Origin of the sequence: Thalassovita sp. (assembly GCF_965218685.1) — a bacterium.
Classification (GTDB): Bacteria; Pseudomonadota; Alphaproteobacteria; order Rhodobacterales; family Rhodobacteraceae; genus Thalassobius.
The window spans coordinates 967,735-987,143 of record NZ_OZ244657.1 but is presented as its reverse complement, the minus strand read 5'-3'; the positions used below and the strand labels follow the sequence as shown (position 1 = coordinate 987,143).

The window sequence follows — 19,409 nt, the reverse complement described above, 5'->3', positions numbered from 1 at the left end:
CTGCTCGGCCTTGTTGTGTTTGTTCAGGCGATACTGCGGGTTTGTGTTTATATTTGGACCGGAACTGGGTTTAAGTACAACGACAATACCCCAAATCAGGATGCTCTGCGCCGTGACTGCCCCTCGTAAACTTGCGTATCTCGTGCCCCAGTTTCCGGGTCAGACCCATATCTTTTTCTGGCGCGAGATCCAGCATCTGGAGCGGATGGGCATCGAGGTGCACCTGTTTTCCACCATGCCGCCGCCGCCGGGACTGATCTCGCACAGCTGGTCGCAACAGGCGATGGAGCGAACAACCTATCTGGGTACGCGCTCGGTACCGGCATTACTGGCCGCCCTGCCCCGCGCCCCTTGGCCCGAGTTGCTGCCCGAAATGCGCCGTGACGGGTCGTCTGTTGCCAAGGACGCGCTGATCTGCCTGCCCGCGGCCCGGCGCCTGCTGGCCGAGTGCAAAAAGCGCGGGATCACCCATGTCCACGCGCATTCCTGCGGCCGCGCCGCCATGATTGCCGCCCTTGCGCAGCGGATGGGCGGGCTGGACTATTCGGTCACGCTGCACGGCCCGCTGCAGGATTACGGCCCCGCGCAGCCCTTCAAATGGCGCGGTGCCCGTTTCGCCACCATCATCACCCAGAAAATCCACGCCGAAATGCAGCGCGACATGGCCGCTGACTTGCCCCCTCGGATCCGTATTCAGGCGATGGGCGTGGATGCCGAAACGCTGACCCGCGAAACGCCTTACCAGCCCCCGGCGCAGGGACAGCCCGTGCGGATATTCACCTGCGCCCGCCTGCATTTTGTAAAGGGGCACCAGGACCTGATGGATGCGGTCAAACTGCTGCGCGATCGCGGTGTCGACGTTCAACTGCAAATCGCGGGCGAAGATGATGATGGCGGCTCTGGCTATCGTCATGTTTTGGAACAGAAAATCAAGGATCTGGACCTTGACGGCACGGTCACACTGCTGGGCGCCATTGATGCTGACGAGGTCAAACGCCGCCTGTGCCAGGCCCATCTTTTCGTGCTGGCAAGCTGGGCCGAACCCTTGGGCGTCGCCTATATGGAGGCCATGAGTTGCGCCGTGCCCACCATCGGCACCGACGCCGGCGGCGTACCCGAGCTGATCGAGAATGGCAAAGACGGCATTTTGGTCCCCCCGCAAAACCCCGGCGCGATGGCCGATGCGATCACGCGGCTGGCCGCCGATCCTTCGCTGCTGTCCAAGCTAAGCGCAGCTGGGCGGCAAACGATCATCCAACGCTTCGACTCGCGCCTTGGTGCCGAAACGCTGGCGCAGGAAATCTGGCCGGAATAGAGCCTAATTGGGCAAAGAAAGCTCGGTCAGCTGGCCCGGCTCGTCCGCGAATTCCAGAAACTCAACCTCTTGCAGCGCGATCTCGGCGTCCTTTCCGATAACCAGCAAGGTTTGCCCCCAAAACGCCAATCGGTATTCATCCGAGCGTCCTGGCAACACCGCCGTATCCCTGCCCGGACCACCCAGGATGAAATCACCGCCGCCTGCGGTGATCAGCCGGTCATCACCGCCGCGGCCAATCAGGATATCCGACCATTCGGTGCCCTGAACCACATCATCCTGATCCCGCCCCGAGCGGAATACACCGCCGTCAAAAGCGCCGCCCGGGCGGTCCTCCCAGTTGGCAGGACGTGCGTTATGGGCCAACAACGCGTCCCAGCGTGGATTCTTATCCGCAAGATGCCGTTTCGCGCCCCAACTCCCCCATTTCGAGGGCTTGTCCACATCCACAAACGCGTTGAACAAAGTCCCTCCAACGTCTTCCCAGGCGGCCAGAAGTTCCTGATACAAGGTGCCGATCTGGGGCGAGTAATTATAGGCCGTGAAGATTCGGGTCAGAGCCTCGTCGTTGACCCAGTCATCACGGGCGACGACATGAGTGCCGCCCTCGTACATCACTAATTGCAAACCATGCTGTCGCGCGATTTTGGCGTGATAGGGCAGCAGCTCGGTCGTGAGCTTCTTTAGCGGGCCGTTGCGCAAGAACTGGGTCAGTTTGCTGGTGGCGATACCCTGACCATGCCAGCGCAGAATGCGTTCGGGCATATCCTCCATCCCCGCCTCGAGACCGAAGTACCCCGCAACCGCATATGCATCAAAACTGTCCACCGGAGACCTGTGACCGTCCGCCACTGCCAGCGGCGCCTGCATGAACGCCTCTTCCAAGCCGGGCCAGGCGGTGTGCACTCCCATCACGCGGGTCAGTCGCGCGGGATCGTCAAACACATCAGACCAGATCCCCATGACTTGCGCAGCGCGCATCCCCGCCCATTGCATCCAGGCGCCATTTTCTTCGGTAGCCCATGCAGCGCTCGCCTGTTCAGCTGCGTATTTTGCTTGTGGAAACAAGAAGTTCCACACCTCGTTCGAGTATTCCACATAGACCCGTCGGCGCGGATCCAACTGGTCGCGCACCAAGGTCGCAAACGCCTCGACATAGCTGTCATCCGCCATGTGCGGGACATTGAACCAAGGATCGATCGCCAATTGATTGGACAGCTTGACCATAAGCTCAACCGGAACACCGCGGCGCACATAAGTATAGTCATCCAGCTGCGGCCGATCCTGCCAGGCAACCTGGGGCGAGCCGTTGATCCGCCCCCAATCCATAAAGCGCAGCACCCGCAGATCGCGAATCTGCTCGGTCCACAACGGATTGAACACCACGCCCATATCGTGCAGCGCCACGTGGTCCTGATGCACCACGCTTATGTTGCGGATGTGGTCATTCGGGTTGGTTTTCAGCAACGAGATCACCACCGGCCCTTCGCCGGGTTCAAAGCTGAACTCGATCTCGCCGGGGCGGTAACGCAGATTGCGTGCGCGCCCGCCGACACGCAGGGTGCCCTGACCGTCATAGGTCAGCCGATAGCGCCCGGTGAAATACTGCGCATCCGTGGGCAAGTCGGTCAGCAGGTAGGATTCGAGCTTTTCTACACCCTCGGGGATCTCCATGGGCCAGCCGTTTTCGTCCAGGTACAGTTCTTGCTCCAGCCGTTCAGCTTCGAAACCGCCCCATTGGCCCGGCACATGCCCCAGCCAGGGACGCGCGGTCTTCATTACGTCCAGAAAAGGGTATTGCGTGCCCCAGTCATGCACCCCGCTTAGCCCCATCGCCAACGAGGGGTTAGGCACCCCCGGCGCGTCCTGACTGTTCAATGCAACACGTTCGGTCTCGGTCAGCTCGGCCACCTTGGCGGCGATCTGGCCATAGTTCGCGCGGATCAGCGGGTGGATCGAGGCTGGCAACACCATCACAGCGGGCGGAGCGACGTCGTACAACGCGGCATAAGTTACCATCGCGGCCAGAAAATACATCGTCGGCGTGCCGTGGGGCGCGTCATCGGTATAAAGATCGGTCGCCTTCAGACCCTCTAATTCGTCCATGGCGAACACCTGAGACAAAACGCTGGCAACCGGGATCAGCTTGGGCGGCGCATCTGGATAGGCCGCCTGCAGCATCTGCAGGTAGTCCAGATACCAATCATGATAGTCGTCACCATTGAACCGGTGATACTTGCGCAATTGCCGGGCTGAGGGCGGGAATTTCCGCACCACGCCATCCATATCCGCCCAACCTTCGTAGATGAAAAGCCGCGAGTCTGGGCTGTTGGTGCGGACCCAGTCCAAGACCTGCCTGCTGGCGTCCAAGGGGCTAATGTTGCCGGGGTTTTGCCAGTCATACTGCTCATCCGCCGGTTTGTACTGAATGAAATTCGTCGGCGTCAGCACCACAGCATCATAGCCCGAGCGCGTCATGTCCCCGCGCCACGCAGGCTCGACGCCCGGAACGGACCATTGCGCCTTGGCTGGCAGCTTGCGCCCATATTCGCGCAGAAACCCGAACATCCCGTCCGCGGCAAAATCTTTGCGGGCTTCGTTGGTGATGTACCCCAACCAATACATGGTCGAGGTTTCATGCGTGTCGCTGACATGCTCGACAAGGCTGTTGCCGAAAAAGAAAACCTTCACCGAGTCCCGCTGCGCCTGGGCCAAACCCGGCAGCATCAGACAGAACGTCAAGGTCAGGATTAGAAATCTCATCCGAAGCAATCCCCTTGCTACATCACACTCTTTAAATTCTGCCGCTTTTTGCGGGTGTAGATGTCATCGCGTTCTGCATACCCCACCAGCGCCCCGGCAATTAGCCAGGTCATCGGCGTCAGCGTGGCGTTGGGCAACAGGTCGAACACGTTGATCCCCAACAGCAATCCCATACCCATCACATAGGGCGAGCTTTGTTCCAGCACAGGGCCGCGCAGTCGCTGCCACATCAGGAAAATTGGCGACAAAAGCAGCCCGAACACGCCCAGCCATCCGACCCAGCCAAAGATGCCCAGCACGATCACCCAATATCCATCAGACACAGTTTCACTGACCCCGGTAACCGGATCAAGGATCTGGTTCCGTCCCCAGCTGCCCCAGCCAAAGACGGGCTTCTCCATCGCCCGATCCAGCAGCACATTTTCATTGTCAAAGCGATACTGGAGCGATCCGGCACGGTCCTCGCTGATCTTTGCGGCTTGCTCTAACAGCGCGGTCTCGGGAATCGCTCCGACACCTTTGAGCGTCGGATAGGCCAAGGCCAGAGCAGCAAAACCCAAAGCCGCCCAAAGCTGAAGCCGGCGCGGCACCAGCAGCACCATCGGCACAAGAAAAACGCAATACATCAACGAGGCCAGCGATTTGCATAGCACCAGCACCATGAACAGATAGACACCCGCAACCATGGCATAGGTCTTGGTACGCCCTTCTTCGGCGCGCAGCAGGATCACCGCGGCCACGACACTGGACATGACGAAAAACGCGGCCCACAGACCATGGTACAGGAACACGATCGGGCGAAAACCGCCCTGGCGGATCATCTGTTCAAAGCTGTGCTGGAAGAACCCGTAGATCCAGATGTTCAGCTGCGGCGACAGGCGCACCTCGAGCAGCATGGGAAACGAATAGATCAGTCCTCCGATCACCAGGGCCAGCAACAGATCGCGGTGCCCTGCGCGCGTGTTCAGAAAGTTTCTGGCCAGCAAGAATGGCGTGATTTCAAGAATTTGCCGAAACGCGACGGACAGCATGTCCTTTGGGCTCATCCCTGGCAGGCCGATCCGCCCGAAAAACACGGGCTCCAGATTGGTGATTGTCGTTCCAACCGGTCCTAACAGAACCAAGGCCAACATCACCCGCACCAGCTTGGACTGCGGGATCAGCGTCATCTCGTCCTTGTAAAGCGCGACACATAAAATCAGCACCGTCAGCGCGGGCAAAGACTCTTTGTTCAATGCGGGGATCAACGGAAAATCGAACGCCGTCGGCTGCGGCGGCAAAAAAAGGTAAGCGCCCATAAGGCTGACGATCAACGCACGGCCGGGCGGCAGCGATCGAAAGATCACCACGCAAATCAGCGGCGAAATCGCCAGCATCAGAAATGCAAATCCGTTGGGCATCGGCCTGTCTGTGTTGTGGGCCCTTTGGGGCGCTGCTCGTGTCCTTATACCAATACCAGCCCGCTAGGCGGACTGGTAAGGCGAAAACGTGGCTCTTTTTGGGATGCCGCTTAGTGACCTGTAGCCTTCAGAACAACAGCGAAGGTACGGCGGACGATATCTAGATCGGTACCCAGCGAAATATCCTGGAAGTAATCGGCGTCATAGCTGGCCCGCTGGCGGAAGCTGCTTTCGTTGCGTACCGAGGTCTGCCAGTAGCCGGTAATGCCCGGGCGCATCGCGTAATATTCGGTGCCAGGGTACAGAACCCGTTGCGAGCACATGATCGGGCGCGGCCCCACCAGCGACATGTCACCGATCAATACGTTGAACAGCTGAGGCAGCTCGTCCAGCGACGTGGCGCGGATCACGCGGCCAAACTTGGTGATACGCGGATCATTTTTGAGCTTCTGATCCCGATCCCACTCGGCCTTGGCTTCGGGGTTTTTGGCCAGATAGCCCGCCAGCACCTCATCGGCATTGGCAACCATGCTGCGCAGTTTCCACATACGGAAGACGCGGCCGTTCAGGCCCACGCGGTTCTGACTATAGAACGGGGATTTGCCATCCATCATGATGCCCACGCACAGAATCGCCATGACGATCAGAACGGGCACGGCCGAAACCAAGACCAAGGCGATGTCCAACGCGCGCTTGCCGTGGGATCGGTACAGCCCAAACCCGGTGGACCGCGTGCGGTGCGGAGCAGCGATCGAAGACGACACGGCTGGCCGGGCGGGTTCGACCAGTTCGAATGCTGTTTCTGTGTGGATATTCACGATGGTACCTTCCCCAGGATTGCTCACACTCGTAAACGCCGATCGCTCGGCAATATTCACCCAGTCCATTGAGGAAACCCCAATGGTTACAGCCACTTGGTAATTGGTATGTTCCGAAAGCGCGGCAGCAGCGCATTCAGATTTCGCGACGGGCACCGAAGCTTCGGTACCGATCGTTCGTTTCGTTGGGCCCCATCCAATTCCACAGAACGATTGAATGAAGTTTTCGCCTCATTCGTATCTATTTTTACGGTTTCCGGGGTTTCGCCGTCAATCGCAGCAGGGCAATTGCAACCAAGGAACGATCCGAAATGGGGCGGGAATAAGGCAAATTGGGACGTCATCCAAACGCTTCGATTTTACCGAACCTGGGCGAAGGTGGGCCAAGCTCAGAACCCCTCGGGTCAGCACAACCGGCGTTCACTAAAACAGGCCGATTATCCAATATTCGGGAAACAATATCTGAAGTCCGTCCAAATGAAGCGTAAGGATGAAACAATGTTGCTGAAATCTGCCCTGATTTTGCCCAGAGTCAGAACAGCGGATTGAACCAAAATGTGGCAACCTCGCCTCAAAATCGTGGATTTTTGCCAGTTTGTGGCGCAAATAAGGCAGCTTCTGGACCCGAAAATGGCGTACGCATGGACGAAATTGGACAAATTTTGGTCATCGTTAAAATTCGCTCAGGGGTTGTCAAATATTGGAAACAATTTTGCCGCTCTGACCTGAATTGTTGATCAACCTCCCCAGATCCGGGGCGAAAATTGATTCGCTTCCCGCCCAAATGCGCCCAAATTGGGGCGCCCGCTGCCACATTCTCGGCAAGGTGTGTCCTGCCGGCGCAGGGCTGACACCCTTCCTATTGATCCAAGCCCGTTTTTTGTCGATAAGCGCCTAACCGTCATCACTATCGGGCCGTTATGAGCAATCAGGACAAAATCGAGAAACGCATCGGACTGATTTTTCAGCACGTGGCCCGCCTGCGCAGTCGCCTCTATGATAAATCGGTCGCGCCGCACGGCCTGACCTCGGCGCAGGTTTATGCGCTGAACTATCTGATGCGCGAAGACGGGCTGACCCAAGTCGAACTGGCGCGTTACCTGGGCATTGGCACCGTCGCCGTCAGCGGATTGATCGACCGTCTGGAAGCCGCGAATTGGGTGGTACGCAAACCGGACCAGCGCGATCGGCGCTCGAACCGGATCTGGCTGCTTCCTGCAGCCGAGCAAAAGAAACAGCTGTTACGCGACGCCGCTGACGCGGTGAACGAGGCCTCGATGGAGGGGCTGACCCCAGAAGAGATCGACCAGCTGCTGGTCATGATGCACAAGATCCGCCAGAACCTGCTGGACAAGATGAAGGACGATCCCGACATCTTTCTGACACCCTCGATCAAGGACTGATTGGGCAGGGTTTCCCCAAGCTTGCACTTAAATAGCCATCATTCCGACACGCTTGCTGCCTACACGCGGCACCCAAAGCGCGCTAGGCTGCGCTGAGGCCACAAAGGAAAGAGCAGTGAGCAACATGACGCGGCGACCTCGGATTCTGATCCTTGCGGACGAGTTCAACCCCGAATGGCCGTCCCTGCCCATCGTTGGCTTTAAATACGCGCTGGAGATCGCCAAGCATTGCGACATCGTTGTCGCCACCCATGTGCGCAATCGCCCGAACGTGGAAAAGGCCAATCCCGATCTGGACATCGTCTATATAGACAACGAAGCCATCGCCGCCCCGATGTTCAAATTGGGCAAGCTGTTGCGCGGCGGAGAAGAGGTCGGCTGGTCCACCTCGATGATCATGAACTATCTGCCTTATCTGGCGTTCGAGCGGGCAGTGTGGAAACAGTTCCGCGATCAGCTGCGGACAGGTGCGTTCGACATCGTGCACCGCATTACGCCGATGTCGCCTACGATGCCCAGCTATATCGCGCATAAATCTCCGGTGCCCTTCGTGATCGGCCCCTTGAACGGGGCATTGCCGTGGCCCGCCGCCTTTGCCCAGGAACAAAGCCGCGAGAAAGAAGGGCTGCGCAAGCTTCGTGATTTCTACAAGCTGCTGCCTTTTGCGCGTTCGACCTATGACGATGCGACCTGTGTGCTGACGGCGTTTTCGCATACTCGGGCGGATTTGGCCCGTGTCCCAGACGAGCGGGCTGTAATGTTCCCCGAGATCGGTTTTGACCCCACGATTTTTCACGATCAGGGCGCTTTGCCCGCCGGTCAGCGCGGCGGCGACAAGGTGCGCTTTATGTTTGCTGGCAGATTGGTGCCTTACAAGCTGCCCGAACTTCCCCTGCATGCCTTTGCCCGGTCCAAACTGCTGCGCCAGCATCACCTGCACATACTGGGTGACGGCCCCGAGTTGCCGCGGATGCAGGCGTTTATCGCCGACAACGGCCTTGAGGATTGCGTGACCCTTGAAGGCCGCAAATCCCAGTCCGAGGTAGCCCAGTGGATGCGGGATTGCGATGTGTTCGTCTTCCCCTCGATCCGGGAGCTGGGCGCTGGCGTGGTGATCGAGGCCATGGCCAGTGGACAGCACCTGGTCTGCGTGGATTACGGCGCCCCGGGCGATCTGACAGGGCATGGCACCCGCGGAGACGCGATACCCATGGCACCGTTTGACCAATTGGCCGACGGGTTCCGCGATGCAATGGAACGGGTCGTGACCGACCGGCCGCGTAGCGCGCGCTTGGCGCAGGCTGCTCGGAATTATGCGTTCGATCTGTTCCCTTGGTCAGTCAAAGGTCAGCGCACCGCCGGGGTTTATGCCGCAATTCTGTCAGGTGGGGACCTTCAGGATTTCGCCTACGACTAGGGTGATCTCACGTAAACATTCTGTTTTCATAAGCTTGGACGGCACCACGGCCGCCTAAACTCGGCGAAAGTTTTACCGATTGTTGCATTTTCAGGACATATACCTGATTTCGCGCGTGACTTGTGCAATCGTAGGCGCGGATATGGGCGACGAATACTTTATTGTTTTATTTTCAATATCTTATACTGAAATCCCTACACCTATGGGTGTGATTTGATGGGATTTGTCAACTAACTTTCATCGCTAACCTTGCGAACCTCACCCCTTCTTTTGCAAGAAAGATCGATTTTTCTGCACTCGTGAAAATTTTCCCCCTTCCCAAATGGCTCAAAATTAAGGACAATTTTCCTCAATCACGGCGAAAAATCGCCTCAAAGGCAGAATAAGCCTGAACGAGCAAAAAAATCACCGAGGCAGGTGTCATGTACGATATTGGGTCAGATGGCGTTTTTGCGCCTTCTTTAAAGCCGAGCATTGCGCTCCCATCCTCTTTGCGCTGGACCGTTTTTGGCATTGCCAAACGCGTCTTTGACATTGGCATGAGCCTTGCTCTGTTGCCTGTCCTACTGATCCTGATGCTAGCACTGATCGTGCTGAACCCCTTTTTCAACCGTGGCGGGCTGTTTTTCGTGCAGCAACGCATGGGTCGCGATTGCAAGCCGTTCAAAGCCTTCAAATTCCGCACCATGACCGCAGCCAAGCGGCCCCAATGATCCACTGGAACGTGACCGCATCACCCGCTTGGGCAGTTTCCTGCGTCGAACTCGTCTGGACGAAGTTCCGCAGATCCTGAACGTTCTGAAAGGCGACATGAGCCTGATCGGGCCGCGCCCTGACTATTATGACCACGCCGTTGCCTTTCTGGACGTGATCCAAGGCTATCGCGAGCGCCACTTGGTCCGCCCCGGTATCAGCGGGCTGGCTCAGACCGAAGTTGGCTATGTCGAAGGCCTTGAGGCCACCCGCAACAAGGTGAAGGCCGACCTTTATTACATCACTCATGCGGGTTTTGCGTTGGAAGCTTGGGTTTTCTGGCGTACGCTACTGACCGTATTCGGACGTGCCGGCGCCTGATTGGCCGGCTCTCTTTCAAACACCAATGACCGCCAAAAAGGCGGCGCGGGCAGTAGAACATGGCGCAAGCTGAGAAACAGGAGCAAATCGCTCTGCCCCGGCGCAAGGCCGGGAACCAGGACGACGAGGGCCTGGACCTTCTTCATCTGTTAGGCACGCTGTGGCTGGGCAAATGGTTCATCGCCTTCTGCATTGCCGTGGCCGTTTTCCTGGGCGGCTTTTATGCCTTTCGCATCGCTGAACCCCGCTATGCCGCGACCGCCAATCTTGCTCTGAATATCCAGCGTTCGCTTGTTTCGGACATCGACAGTTCGGTAACGGCCATTCCGACCGAGTTTTCAGCGATGTATACCGAACTGGAGGTCATCACATCGCGCCGTGTCATCGAGCAGGTCGTGCGCAATCTGGAACTGACCAAAGACCCCGAGTTCAACCTCACCCTGCGTGAGGTTCGGCCGCTGTCGATGCAGGGGATCAAGGAAACCATCCGGGGCTGGATCGGGGCTGATCTGCCATCCTCGTCCGAGAATATTCACACGACCTCGGAGGCCGTGTTCAACAGCACCGTTGCCGCCGTTCGCGGTGCTGTCTCTGCCGAGGCCAAGCGTTATACCTATATCTTCAATATCACCGCCGTCAGCGATCACCCACGCAAGGCTGCTTTGATCGCAAATGCCGTGGCTGACGCATATATCCAGAACCAGATCGCCGTGAAATTCGAAGCCGTCGAACAAGCCGTCAACTGGCTGTCTGAACGTGTCGCCGCGCTGGAATCCGAGCTGAAGGAAAAAGAAAACGCGCTGAAGGATTTGCGCTCGTCGACCGATCTGATCAGCGCCGACTCGTTGACCGCATTGAACCGTCAGGCCAAGGACAACCGGGACCGTCTGGATGAAACCCGCATTTCGGCCGCCGCAGCCGAGCGAGCCTTTGCCGAGCTTGAGAAAGTCGCCGCGACGGGTGATCGTGCCGCCTTGGCCGATGCCCTGAAAGATCCGACATTGGATCGCATCCTCAAGGATCTTAATGCTGGCGCCGCCAATGCCGAACGCCTTTTCAAATCGCGCTCGGACTTGCTGATGACGCGCGCCCGCACCAATGTTGAACGCCTTGCCGCGCAGGTCGCTGCCCTTGAACAGGCCGTGGCGCGGCTGCAAACCCAAATCGAAGAGCAAACCGCCGACCTTGCCACCCTGCTGCAGATGGAGCGGGACATCGAGTCCACCACCATCCTGTATGAAACTTTCCTGACCCGGCTCAAGGAAGTCTCGGTTCAGCGCGGTCTACAAAAGGCGGATGTGCGCGTCATCTCCGAGGCTAATCGTGGCCGCTATATCGAACCACGCAAATCGATGATCCTGGGCATCTCGTTCGTTCTGGGCGCACTTTTCGGGGTGATGTTCATCTTGCTGCGCCAGTTCCTGCACCGCGGTTTCCGCACGGCCGAAGAGCTGTCGAAACATGCCGATCTGCCTGTTCTGGGCCAGATTCCGACCATCCCGATCAAGTCGCGTGCCGACCTGATCCCCTATCTTGCCGAAAAACCCACTTCGCCCGCAGCCGAGGCGGTTAGAAACCTGCGGACCTCGATCCTGTTGTCGGATCTGGACAATCCTCCTCAGGTGATCATGTCCACCTCGTCCATCCCGGCCGAAGGCAAGACCACGCAGGCCATCGCACTGGCTCATAACCTGTCGGGGCTGGGCAAGAAGGTGCTGCTGGTCGAAGGCGACATTCGCCGCCGCACTTTCAACAGCTATTTCACCAAGGTTCGCGACGCGGGGATCCTGTCGGTCCTGTCGGGCGCTGTTCCGCTGTCCGAGGCCGTGATCCACGACGACCTGCTGAATGCCGACGTTCTGATGGGTGAGAAAACCAACGTGAACGCGGCAGACGTGTTCAGCTCGGAAACGTTCCATCAATTCATCGAAAACGCCCGCAAGACCTATGATTTCATTATCATCGACACCCCACCGGTGCTGGTGGTTCCGGACGCGCGCGTGATCGCTCAGTCGGTGGATGCCGTGGTGTTCTCGGTCGCGTGGGACAGTACCACCAAGGCGCAGGTCGCCGAAGGATTGGAGCAGTTCGATATCGTCAACCAGAGCATCACCGGCCTGGTTCTGTCGCAGATCGACCCTGTGGGGATGCGGCGCTATGGCTATTCCGGGAAGTACGGAAAATACGGCGCCTATACCCATTACGGCCACGCCTATTACGACGTCTAACCCAACTTCAAACGCAAAAGGCGGCCTCATGGGCCGCCTTTTTCATTGGTACGTCAGGCTTAGTTCGCAGCCGTGTTAACCGTCCCCAGCAAGGTCGGGAAAATCTGCTGCACCGCGCGCCCCCATTTGGTGACGGGCTGCTCTTCGATAAAGACGATGTCGTTGGGGCGCATCTCCATCCGCGTGGCCAGAGTGATATTCACCGCGTTGCGCGCATCCAGATGCCATGCGGTGACCGCACCGAATTCCTCGGGCACGTCCGAGGCGCGCAGCACATAGATTTGCGCAGGATTGCCGGTTGCGGTGTTAAAGCCACCTTGCTGGTACAAGACATCTGCCAATGTCACCTGCTGATCAAACGGCATGGGGAACCGGCTTTGCGCACGCACTTCGCCGGTCAGATAGACATAGTCGCGCTTGAGCCCGCCCAGCTCTTCCCGGGCGCGATAGTTCTCGCGCTGGCCGCGCAAGGTTTCCTGGCGCATCTGCATTTCGATCTGCAGCTCTTGAAGGGCCGAGTACCGGGCGTTTCGGCGCAGTTCGGCGGCGCGCAGGGCCTGAGTATAGAATTCCATCGCGCGGTCCAGATCATAGCTGGTGTCCACGAACACCGCGTCCCCATCCAGAAGCAGAATTTTGCCCAGTTCGGGACGGGTCACAAATGTCTGCACCGGGATCTGATACAGGGTGCCATCGCGATACAGCCGGATCGAGGAATATTCGCGATCTTTTACCGTGATCCCACCGGCTGCAGTCAGCGCCTCGGCCAGGTTCAGCGGGTTGAGTGTGACCGGAACGATCGTGGCATCCCGCACGGCGCCGCCAACAGACACGCGGCGCGAGTTGAACTCGGACACCTCAAGCGAGAAGGCCGGATCGATCTGGTTTTCCACCAGCACCTGGAACAGCTTGGCCTCGGCCTCGTCCAGGGTCATGCCTGCCAGGCTGACGGTTCCGATGTCGGGAATGGCAATGGCCCCGTCATCGCGCACGGTATAACCCTGACGCTGATTTTGCGCGGCCAGAAGTCCGGTCAGCTGTTCAACCGTGCTGGCGGCAGACTTTGTTGCCAGCAGCAAAACATCACCCACGCCGATGCGGTAAGGTTCGGGCGTGATCGCCGGCGGCAGGCGCGTTTCCAGCGCTGTACGATTGTTGCTTAGCTGCTCGGGCGGTTCAGGCAATGTCCCCAATCCACGCGACTGTCCCGGCCCGGCAACGCGCATGAAAATATCTGGCAGGCTGCGCGGCGTATAGCTGGACCGGTTGGCCACCAGCACGCTTTGAGCGGTCAACGGAACCACGCGAACCTCGGCCCCCTGGGCCTGCTGTTTCACCGAAGGCGAGTGATACGTCACCCCACACGCGCCCATTGCCAGGACCGTGCCCAGCAAAATCGCCCGTGTAATTCCTTTCGCCATCATGCTCTTTTCCTCATTTGGGCCGCGTCCATCGGGCCCGTTTGTTCTCAAACTACTTCACCAGCAAGTCAGTTTCCATATACCCAAGGCCCGGACCGATCCATTGCCGAGATTTCCAGATCGTTCCGCCCGCATCCACCCAAAAAGTGTTCGCAATGCGTGTCCCCGGCGAGAAACAGGATTCCTCGATCCGGCGTGTCTGGTGAGTTTGCTCGACAATTTCGATCTGTTCGGGGGCCGATCCTTCGGTTCGGCAAGTGAACGCCCTGAATTGGGTCTGATATTCACCGTCCAAATAGGTCTGAATACGCGTATAGGGTTCGCTGGCCCCGGCGATCATCCGCAGGGTGCCCTCGACATCCGCGGCCATCAGGTCCTGCCCTAACCCGCGGGTTGCCACGATGACCCCCTGTTTCAGCGACAGGGTAATCTGGTCGGCCGAGCGCCAAGTGACCACGTCGCCATTCACGCCGACGGGCGCCAGGGTCGCAAAAGTCCCCGGACCGGTCAGCGAGGCCGCGATCAACGGCGAAGTCACCTGATCCAACTGAGCCCGCGTCACGATCTGGTTTACATCCACGCGCACGGGCTTGGGCGCAGCGCAGGCCGCCAGCAACAGCAAAGGCCACAGCATTTTCATCGCCAGAACCTCCCCCAACCGTCGCGCATATCGTCCTGCTGCAGGCCCTGCACAGTTTCATACAGCCGCCCCGAGACATTCACCCGCGCCCCGCCATCGCGCGTCACCGGGCGGATGACCGTGGTGTATTGATCGGTCGACGGCTGCCCCGACACCCAGTTCAGCGGGATCGTCAGTTTCAGGCCCTTGTCGAATGAACCTTCGCCAAAATCGTCAAAGGACACATCCGTCAGAGTGGCAAAGAATCCGACCTTCCAGCCGTTCTTGAACACACGATCCAGCGCCAACGTGGCACCCCAATCGCCGGCCAGGTAACGCCCCGCGTCGATCTGGCCGTGATAGCCGCGCCCAAGATCCCAATAGGCCGAAACATGGCCCGTTGTGACCTCATAGGATTGAAGCCCGAACCGCTGATCAAAGTCGCGTTGTTTGACGTGGTTCAGTTCAGCCCCGATGGCAAAGTTGCGTTTGGCCGGCTTCCACAAAAGCTCGGTCGAGATACCGGCATACATTGGCTCTAAGTAACCAGCGGTGACACGGCCATACAGTTCATTACCGGGCTTGAAATAGTAGGCTCCGGTCAGCTCGGTCAGGGCCGGGTCGCCTTCGCGTTCATAGATATTGAAGTCCGAACGCACATGCGGCAGCACCGAGGTCGACGGCCGGTTCGATTCATTCAGGTTCCCCACCAGTTTCTTGCGCAGAACTCCGCTGAAGATCAGGCCCGGTGCGGGTTCATATTTCGCCGACAGCTCCACCCCGAAATCGGCTCTAAGTGGGTCGTCAGGGTCGAAAAAGCTAGGCGAGAGATAGGGTTTGAAGTCCCACTGAAACAGCGGGTACCGGCCCGCGATGGGCGTCAGCTGCGCCACCGAGGGCGAGAACTGCGCGCGCGCATAGCTGGCCCAGGCGCCATCGCTGTGGAACTCCAGCTTTTCCAGATCACGGCGCCGGATCGTCACAGCATCACCGCGCAACCCGCGGGACATGGGTACGATCACGAATACACCCACGTCGGGGGGCATGATCCCGGTCAGATGGCGGGCTGTGCGACCAACGGCCTGTGCGGTGGTGGCGTAGCGTTCGTTCTCGATCTCGATGGTCACCACGCGGCTACGGATGTCTATGCCGTGCAGACGAATGCCGTCATTTTCCAACGCAGCAAAAATACGGCTGGCCTGAACATTGGGGTTCAGCATGTCCTGGGTCCAGCCCAGCTTGGCCAATTCAGCGCGCGGCACCACCGGGGCGGGCGCCTTGTCCCGTCCTGCGCCTGCGGGCGGGGTCAGCGGGTTCAGGCCCAGCGTCACGCTGGCGCCAATTTCCGAGCCATAAAGATAGTTCAGCCCGAACACGACATGCGGCCGATGGGCATAGCTTAGCCCCAGGTTCATCGGAGACTTGCGGTCAAAGGCCGTGCCATCCTCGGAGGGGTAGGCGTCCGAGCTATACTCGGCAATCACCTTCAGCTTGTCCGTCGCCTGCCACTCGACTCCACCGAACAGGGCCGCGTCGCCTCGGAACCAGTTGTTGGTGCGTACGGTGCCGCCACGGTCACTGCCCCGGCCCGGCCGCGTATCAAACCGATCAGACAGGATGGACAGCGGGTTCGAAAACGATCCGACCCCCGCCAGACGCCCCCAGCCGATCCCGCCTGTGACCCGCACCGACGGCCCCACTTGTTTCGAGGCCACGACATATTCAGACGAATACAGACCTGTCCCCAGAAAATCGTTCAGCCCCAGGGCGACGGCCGGACGGCGCTGATCTTCGTCGACCAGTCGGTAATGGACGGAAAAGCTGCGGTCAAAGCGGAAATCAGAAACCGGCCCGGTGGGATTTGGGCGGATGTCATACAGCAGCGCATAGCGGAAACTGCCCGAAAGACGCGGCGATATCTGAAAGGTCAGCGTGTTGCGGGTCTGGTTGTGAAAGTGGCTTGAGGTGACGGAAAGTTCCGCATCAGGACGGCTATACGCCGAGGGCATATCGATCAGTCCGGGATAGCCGTAGGTGTTGTATCCAGAATAGCCCTCAAAGCCGCCCGCCTGCTGCGACAGTACGGGCGAGGCCGCAATGACCCCGACGCAAGACAGAATCGTCCCGCAGATATTGTGAGTAATCCGGCGTAGCATCCCAGGTATTGCCAGTATTGTGTATAAAGCAGCAGACACACCCTGTATGGCACAAGATGTGGTAGGTCTTTAACTGTTTTTTCGCGTTTTGAGAGCTTAAGTGGCCAGAAAACGAACGGAACCTTGGGAAATCACCGCGGCTGTCAGTCGCCCGGTCGCATAAGCCCCTGTATCCACTGCGATCCGCCCACGGGCGGCGTTGGCGCGATCGGCAATCACGTGGCCATAAACAACCCACTGACCATCGGTCCGGGGTTTCTCGGCAAAGTCCTTGTGGCCCCAGATCAGCGAACTCTCGGCCTGAGCATCCAGCGGGCGGGCGGGGTCGGCTCCGGCATGGGTGACGCAGACATTGCCGCTGCGCCACATGGTTGGCAAAGCCCTAATCCACTCGATCACCGCATCCCCCATTGCCACGGCCAGATCATCGCGCGCTCGCATCAACGAGTCGGGCTCGGAACCTGCCACCTGCACGCCATAACTTGCCAGAGTTTGCAGGCCGCCAAACCGAAGCCACCGCGCACCATAGCGTTCGGGGTCATCCAGAAATTTCAGGCACATCTCTTCGTGGTTGCCCTTCAGGCAAAATACAGGCTGGCTGCCTGTTTGGGACCCCGACATCAGAATCTCGATCACATGGGCGCTGTGTTCACCGCGATCAATGTAGTCACCCACGAAAACGGCAGGCAATCCGGGGGCTTCGCTCAGGATGATCTGCTCGAGCCGCTGCAACAGGTCGGCGCGACCGTGAATGTCCCCGATCGCCAAAAACGGCTGGTCGGGCGCGACGGGATGCGAAAATCCCTTCACCTCGGATTGCTTGGGCGCTGCGCCAAATTTTCTGAGAAACCCTACCATCGAGTTCTTAGTATCCCAGTCACCCCCAAAGGCAAGAGCCACCACGCCTATCGGTCCGACAAATTATATGCAATCAAACCAATGGTTTCCTTGGTCGCTGTATTGAACATCTTCAAATTGCGAGCCAGGTCCCAATTGATGCCGGCGCGCCGATCCCGCGAACGGAAATCTACCGGCCAGGGTACAACCTTGGTCCATCCTGCGGCGTGAAAACTGCGCACCGCGCGGGGCATGTGAAACGCCGAGGTGACCAGCACCCAGGTTTCGGTGTCCTTGGGTTGCAGCATGTCGAAAGAATTGCGCGCGTTTTCAGCGGTGTTGCGGCTGGTGCCCTCCAGCTCAATCCGGCTGAGTGGTATTCCCAACGAGGTCAACAGATCCGCCGCCATGCCTGATTGCAGGGGCACCTTTCGACCCAAATCCCGTAACGCGCCGCTGCCGCCCGAAAAGACGACCCGCGCATGCGGGTATTGGTGCGCCAGCGCGGCGCCTGCAATGAAACGCTCGCCTGCTTCGTTGACCATGGGCAAGCCCCAATGCTGCGCAAGACCGGCTTGTTCGGCCCCACCAAGAATGATGATCCCGTCAACGCGCATAAGCTTGGGCTTGGGCGGATGAACCGTTTCGAAAGGCCGCAGCATCATGTCCCCCAAGGGCAGGGCCGCAATAGCCACCAGCAGCGCAAAACCTGCGCCCAGAAACGCGCGCCCCGACCGACGGTTCCCCCGGTATTGCGCCCAGAAACCCAGTAACAGCAACAGGGCAATCCATGTCTCGCCGCGCAGGCCAAAACCAACGATTTTCGAAGCGATAAAGAACAGTGTATCCATCACTTTCTCACCTCTTGCAGGGCGGACTCGTAGGCTTGGACCACGATGGATTGATCGAACTCCCGCTCCATCTTTTGACGGCCCGCCAGACCCATGGATCGTCTCTGTTCCGGCTGAAGTTCGATGAAATTGGTGCAGGCCCGAGCCAGGCTTTCCGCGTCCCGCAGCCCGCACAGAAAACCGGTGATGCCATCCTGCACAACCGAACGACATCCGGGCACATCAGTGGCGATCAGGGCACGGCCCATCGCGGCGGCCTCGATCAAGGTCCGAGGAGCGCCTTCGCGGTACGAGGGCAGGACGACGCAATCCGCATCCTTGAGAAACGGGCGCACATCCGAGGTTTCACCAAGGTAATCAAGGTCCGTTTCGGGCGACCAGCTGGCTACGGTTTCAGGCGGGATGGCACTGCGGTTCTCGGCGCCCAAGGGGCCGAGTATGCGAAACTGAGCGCCGGGATGATGGCGCTTTACGATTGCCGCGGCGCGGGCGTATTCCATCACGCCCTTGTCCCGCAACAGCCGTGCAACCATCAGGAAAACCGGGTCTGACTGTCCCGGCAAGGGCGCCACCGCAAAGCGGGTCAGATCTATGCCCGAGCCCGGAAGCAGCCGCGCCTGAGTTGACCGGATCAGCCCGCGTTGCACGAACAGGTCACGGTCATCCTCGTTCTGAAAAAACACCACGGGCAGCGCCTGAAAACAGTGACGATACAGCGTCTCGGCCACCATCTGCAGGGCGCGTCCGGACAAAAAGGCCGTGCCCAGTCCGGTAACATTGGGAATGAACGGAACGCCCCGCGACCTTGCGGCCAATGCGCCAAAGAGATTGTTCTTGATTGTAAAGCTTAGCACCACCTCGGGGTCCAGAGCGCGGAAATGGCGCTTGAAGTCGCGCACCATGCGCAGGCCATCCAATGGGGACAGCCCCTTGGCGTTCATCCTAAGCGGCACAAAGGCACAACCCATCTGGCGCAGCGCGTCCTCGGACCCGTCGGGCGGGGCCAGAACCGTGACGTGATGCCCCGAATCCAGCAGATGCTGAACCAGCGCGCGGCGAAAGTTCACGATATTCCAAGCCGCGTTTACCGTCAGCAAAACGCGCATC

General features: G+C 59.0%; 16 protein-coding genes. 6 read left to right on the top strand and 10 right to left on the bottom strand.

Going from position 1 to position 19,409, the window contains the following annotated elements; all coding sequences use genetic code 11:
* Window positions 1-112 precede the first annotated feature (112 nt).
* Entirely contained in the window at window positions 113-1,315 is a 1,203-nt protein-coding gene (epsE, locus tag ACOQOQ_RS05115) for an exopolysaccharide biosynthesis GT4 family glycosyltransferase EpsE (RefSeq protein WP_420569057.1), read from the top strand.
* Between the two features lie 3 nt (window positions 1,316-1,318).
* Here the strand turns inward: epsE and ACOQOQ_RS05110 are convergent, their stop codons facing one another.
* The 3 genes from ACOQOQ_RS05110 to ACOQOQ_RS05100 all read right to left on the bottom strand — a co-directional run bounded on the left by ACOQOQ_RS05110 (window position 1,319) and on the right by ACOQOQ_RS05100 (window position 6,242).
* Window positions 1,319-4,078 carry a calcium-binding protein gene (locus ACOQOQ_RS05110; RefSeq protein WP_420569056.1) on the bottom strand — a complete coding sequence of 920 codons (2,760 nt, stop codon included), beginning with the start codon at window positions 4,076-4,078 and terminating at the stop codon, window positions 1,319-1,321.
* A 17-nt stretch (window positions 4,079-4,095) separates the two neighbouring features.
* The gene (locus tag ACOQOQ_RS05105) at window positions 4,096-5,478 is read right to left on the bottom strand and encodes a hypothetical protein (RefSeq protein WP_420569055.1); all 1,383 of its coding nucleotides are present in this window, start codon (window positions 5,476-5,478) and stop codon (window positions 4,096-4,098) included.
* A gap of 110 nt (window positions 5,479-5,588) precedes the next feature.
* Window positions 5,589-6,242 carry a sugar transferase gene (locus ACOQOQ_RS05100; protein WP_420569734.1) on the bottom strand — a complete coding sequence of 218 codons (654 nt, stop codon included), beginning with the start codon at window positions 6,240-6,242 and terminating at the stop codon, window positions 5,589-5,591.
* Window positions 6,243-7,216: 974 nt separating this feature from the next.
* Between ACOQOQ_RS05100 and ACOQOQ_RS05095 the strand changes: the two genes are divergently transcribed.
* Window positions 7,217-7,699 carry a MarR family winged helix-turn-helix transcriptional regulator gene (locus ACOQOQ_RS05095; RefSeq protein ID WP_420569054.1) on the top strand — a complete coding sequence of 161 codons (483 nt, stop codon included), beginning with the start codon at window positions 7,217-7,219 and terminating at the stop codon, window positions 7,697-7,699.
* 124 nt (window positions 7,700-7,823) lie between these two features.
* The gene (locus tag ACOQOQ_RS05090) at window positions 7,824-9,116 is read left to right on the top strand and encodes a glycosyltransferase (RefSeq protein WP_420569733.1); all 1,293 of its coding nucleotides are present in this window, start codon (window positions 7,824-7,826) and stop codon (window positions 9,114-9,116) included.
* A 349-nt stretch (window positions 9,117-9,465) separates the two neighbouring features.
* On the opposite strand, the gene ACOQOQ_RS05085 is transcribed toward ACOQOQ_RS05090, so the two are convergent.
* A complete protein-coding gene (locus ACOQOQ_RS05085; protein ID WP_420569053.1) occupies window positions 9,466-9,651 on the bottom strand; it encodes a hypothetical protein in 186 nt (61 codons plus the stop codon).
* A 4-nt stretch (window positions 9,652-9,655) separates the two neighbouring features.
* Here ACOQOQ_RS05085 and ACOQOQ_RS05080 point away from each other — a divergent pair, with 4 nt between their 5' ends.
* From ACOQOQ_RS05080 to ACOQOQ_RS05070, 3 genes are read left to right on the top strand one after another with little or no spacing between them, the layout of a single operon-like run.
* Window positions 9,656-9,829, top strand: a complete 174-nt coding sequence (locus ACOQOQ_RS05080; protein WP_420569052.1) for a sugar transferase — start codon at window positions 9,656-9,658, stop codon at window positions 9,827-9,829.
* Between the two features lie 28 nt (window positions 9,830-9,857).
* On the top strand, window positions 9,858-10,190 hold the full coding sequence (locus ACOQOQ_RS05075) for a sugar transferase (RefSeq protein WP_420569051.1): 333 nt from the start codon (window positions 9,858-9,860) through the stop codon (window positions 10,188-10,190).
* 59 nt (window positions 10,191-10,249) lie between these two features.
* A complete protein-coding gene (locus tag ACOQOQ_RS05070) occupies window positions 10,250-12,418 on the top strand; it encodes a GumC family protein (protein ID WP_420569050.1) in 2,169 nt (722 codons plus the stop codon).
* A gap of 59 nt (window positions 12,419-12,477) precedes the next feature.
* Here ACOQOQ_RS05070 and ACOQOQ_RS05065 read toward each other — a convergent pair whose 3' ends face one another.
* The 6 genes from ACOQOQ_RS05065 to ACOQOQ_RS05040 form a co-directional block, all read right to left on the bottom strand.
* The gene (locus ACOQOQ_RS05065) at window positions 12,478-13,842 is read right to left on the bottom strand and encodes a polysaccharide biosynthesis/export family protein (protein ID WP_420569049.1); all 1,365 of its coding nucleotides are present in this window, start codon (window positions 13,840-13,842) and stop codon (window positions 12,478-12,480) included.
* A gap of 49 nt (window positions 13,843-13,891) precedes the next feature.
* Window positions 13,892-14,479, bottom strand: coding sequence for a YjbF family lipoprotein (locus tag ACOQOQ_RS05060; protein ID WP_420569048.1), 588 nt, complete (start codon window positions 14,477-14,479; stop codon window positions 13,892-13,894).
* Window positions 14,476-16,614 (bottom strand): YjbH domain-containing protein, encoded by a 2,139-nt coding sequence (locus tag ACOQOQ_RS05055; RefSeq protein ID WP_420569047.1) that lies wholly within the window; start codon window positions 16,612-16,614, stop codon window positions 14,476-14,478. The genes ACOQOQ_RS05060 and ACOQOQ_RS05055 overlap by 4 nt, the downstream gene beginning before the upstream one ends.
* 96 nt (window positions 16,615-16,710) lie before the next feature.
* Window positions 16,711-17,517: a metallophosphoesterase family protein gene (locus tag ACOQOQ_RS05050; RefSeq protein ID WP_420569046.1), complete on the bottom strand. Its 807-nt coding sequence runs from the start codon at window positions 17,515-17,517 to the stop codon at window positions 16,711-16,713.
* 2 nt (window positions 17,518-17,519) lie between these two features.
* Window positions 17,520-18,302: a YdcF family protein gene (locus tag ACOQOQ_RS05045; protein ID WP_420569045.1), complete on the bottom strand. Its 783-nt coding sequence runs from the start codon at window positions 18,300-18,302 to the stop codon at window positions 17,520-17,522.
* A complete protein-coding gene (locus tag ACOQOQ_RS05040; RefSeq protein ID WP_420569044.1) occupies window positions 18,302-19,408 on the bottom strand; it encodes a glycosyltransferase family 4 protein in 1,107 nt (368 codons plus the stop codon). Before ACOQOQ_RS05040 ends, ACOQOQ_RS05045 begins: the two co-directional genes overlap by 1 nt.
* Between the last annotated feature and the right edge of the window lies 1 nt (window position 19,409).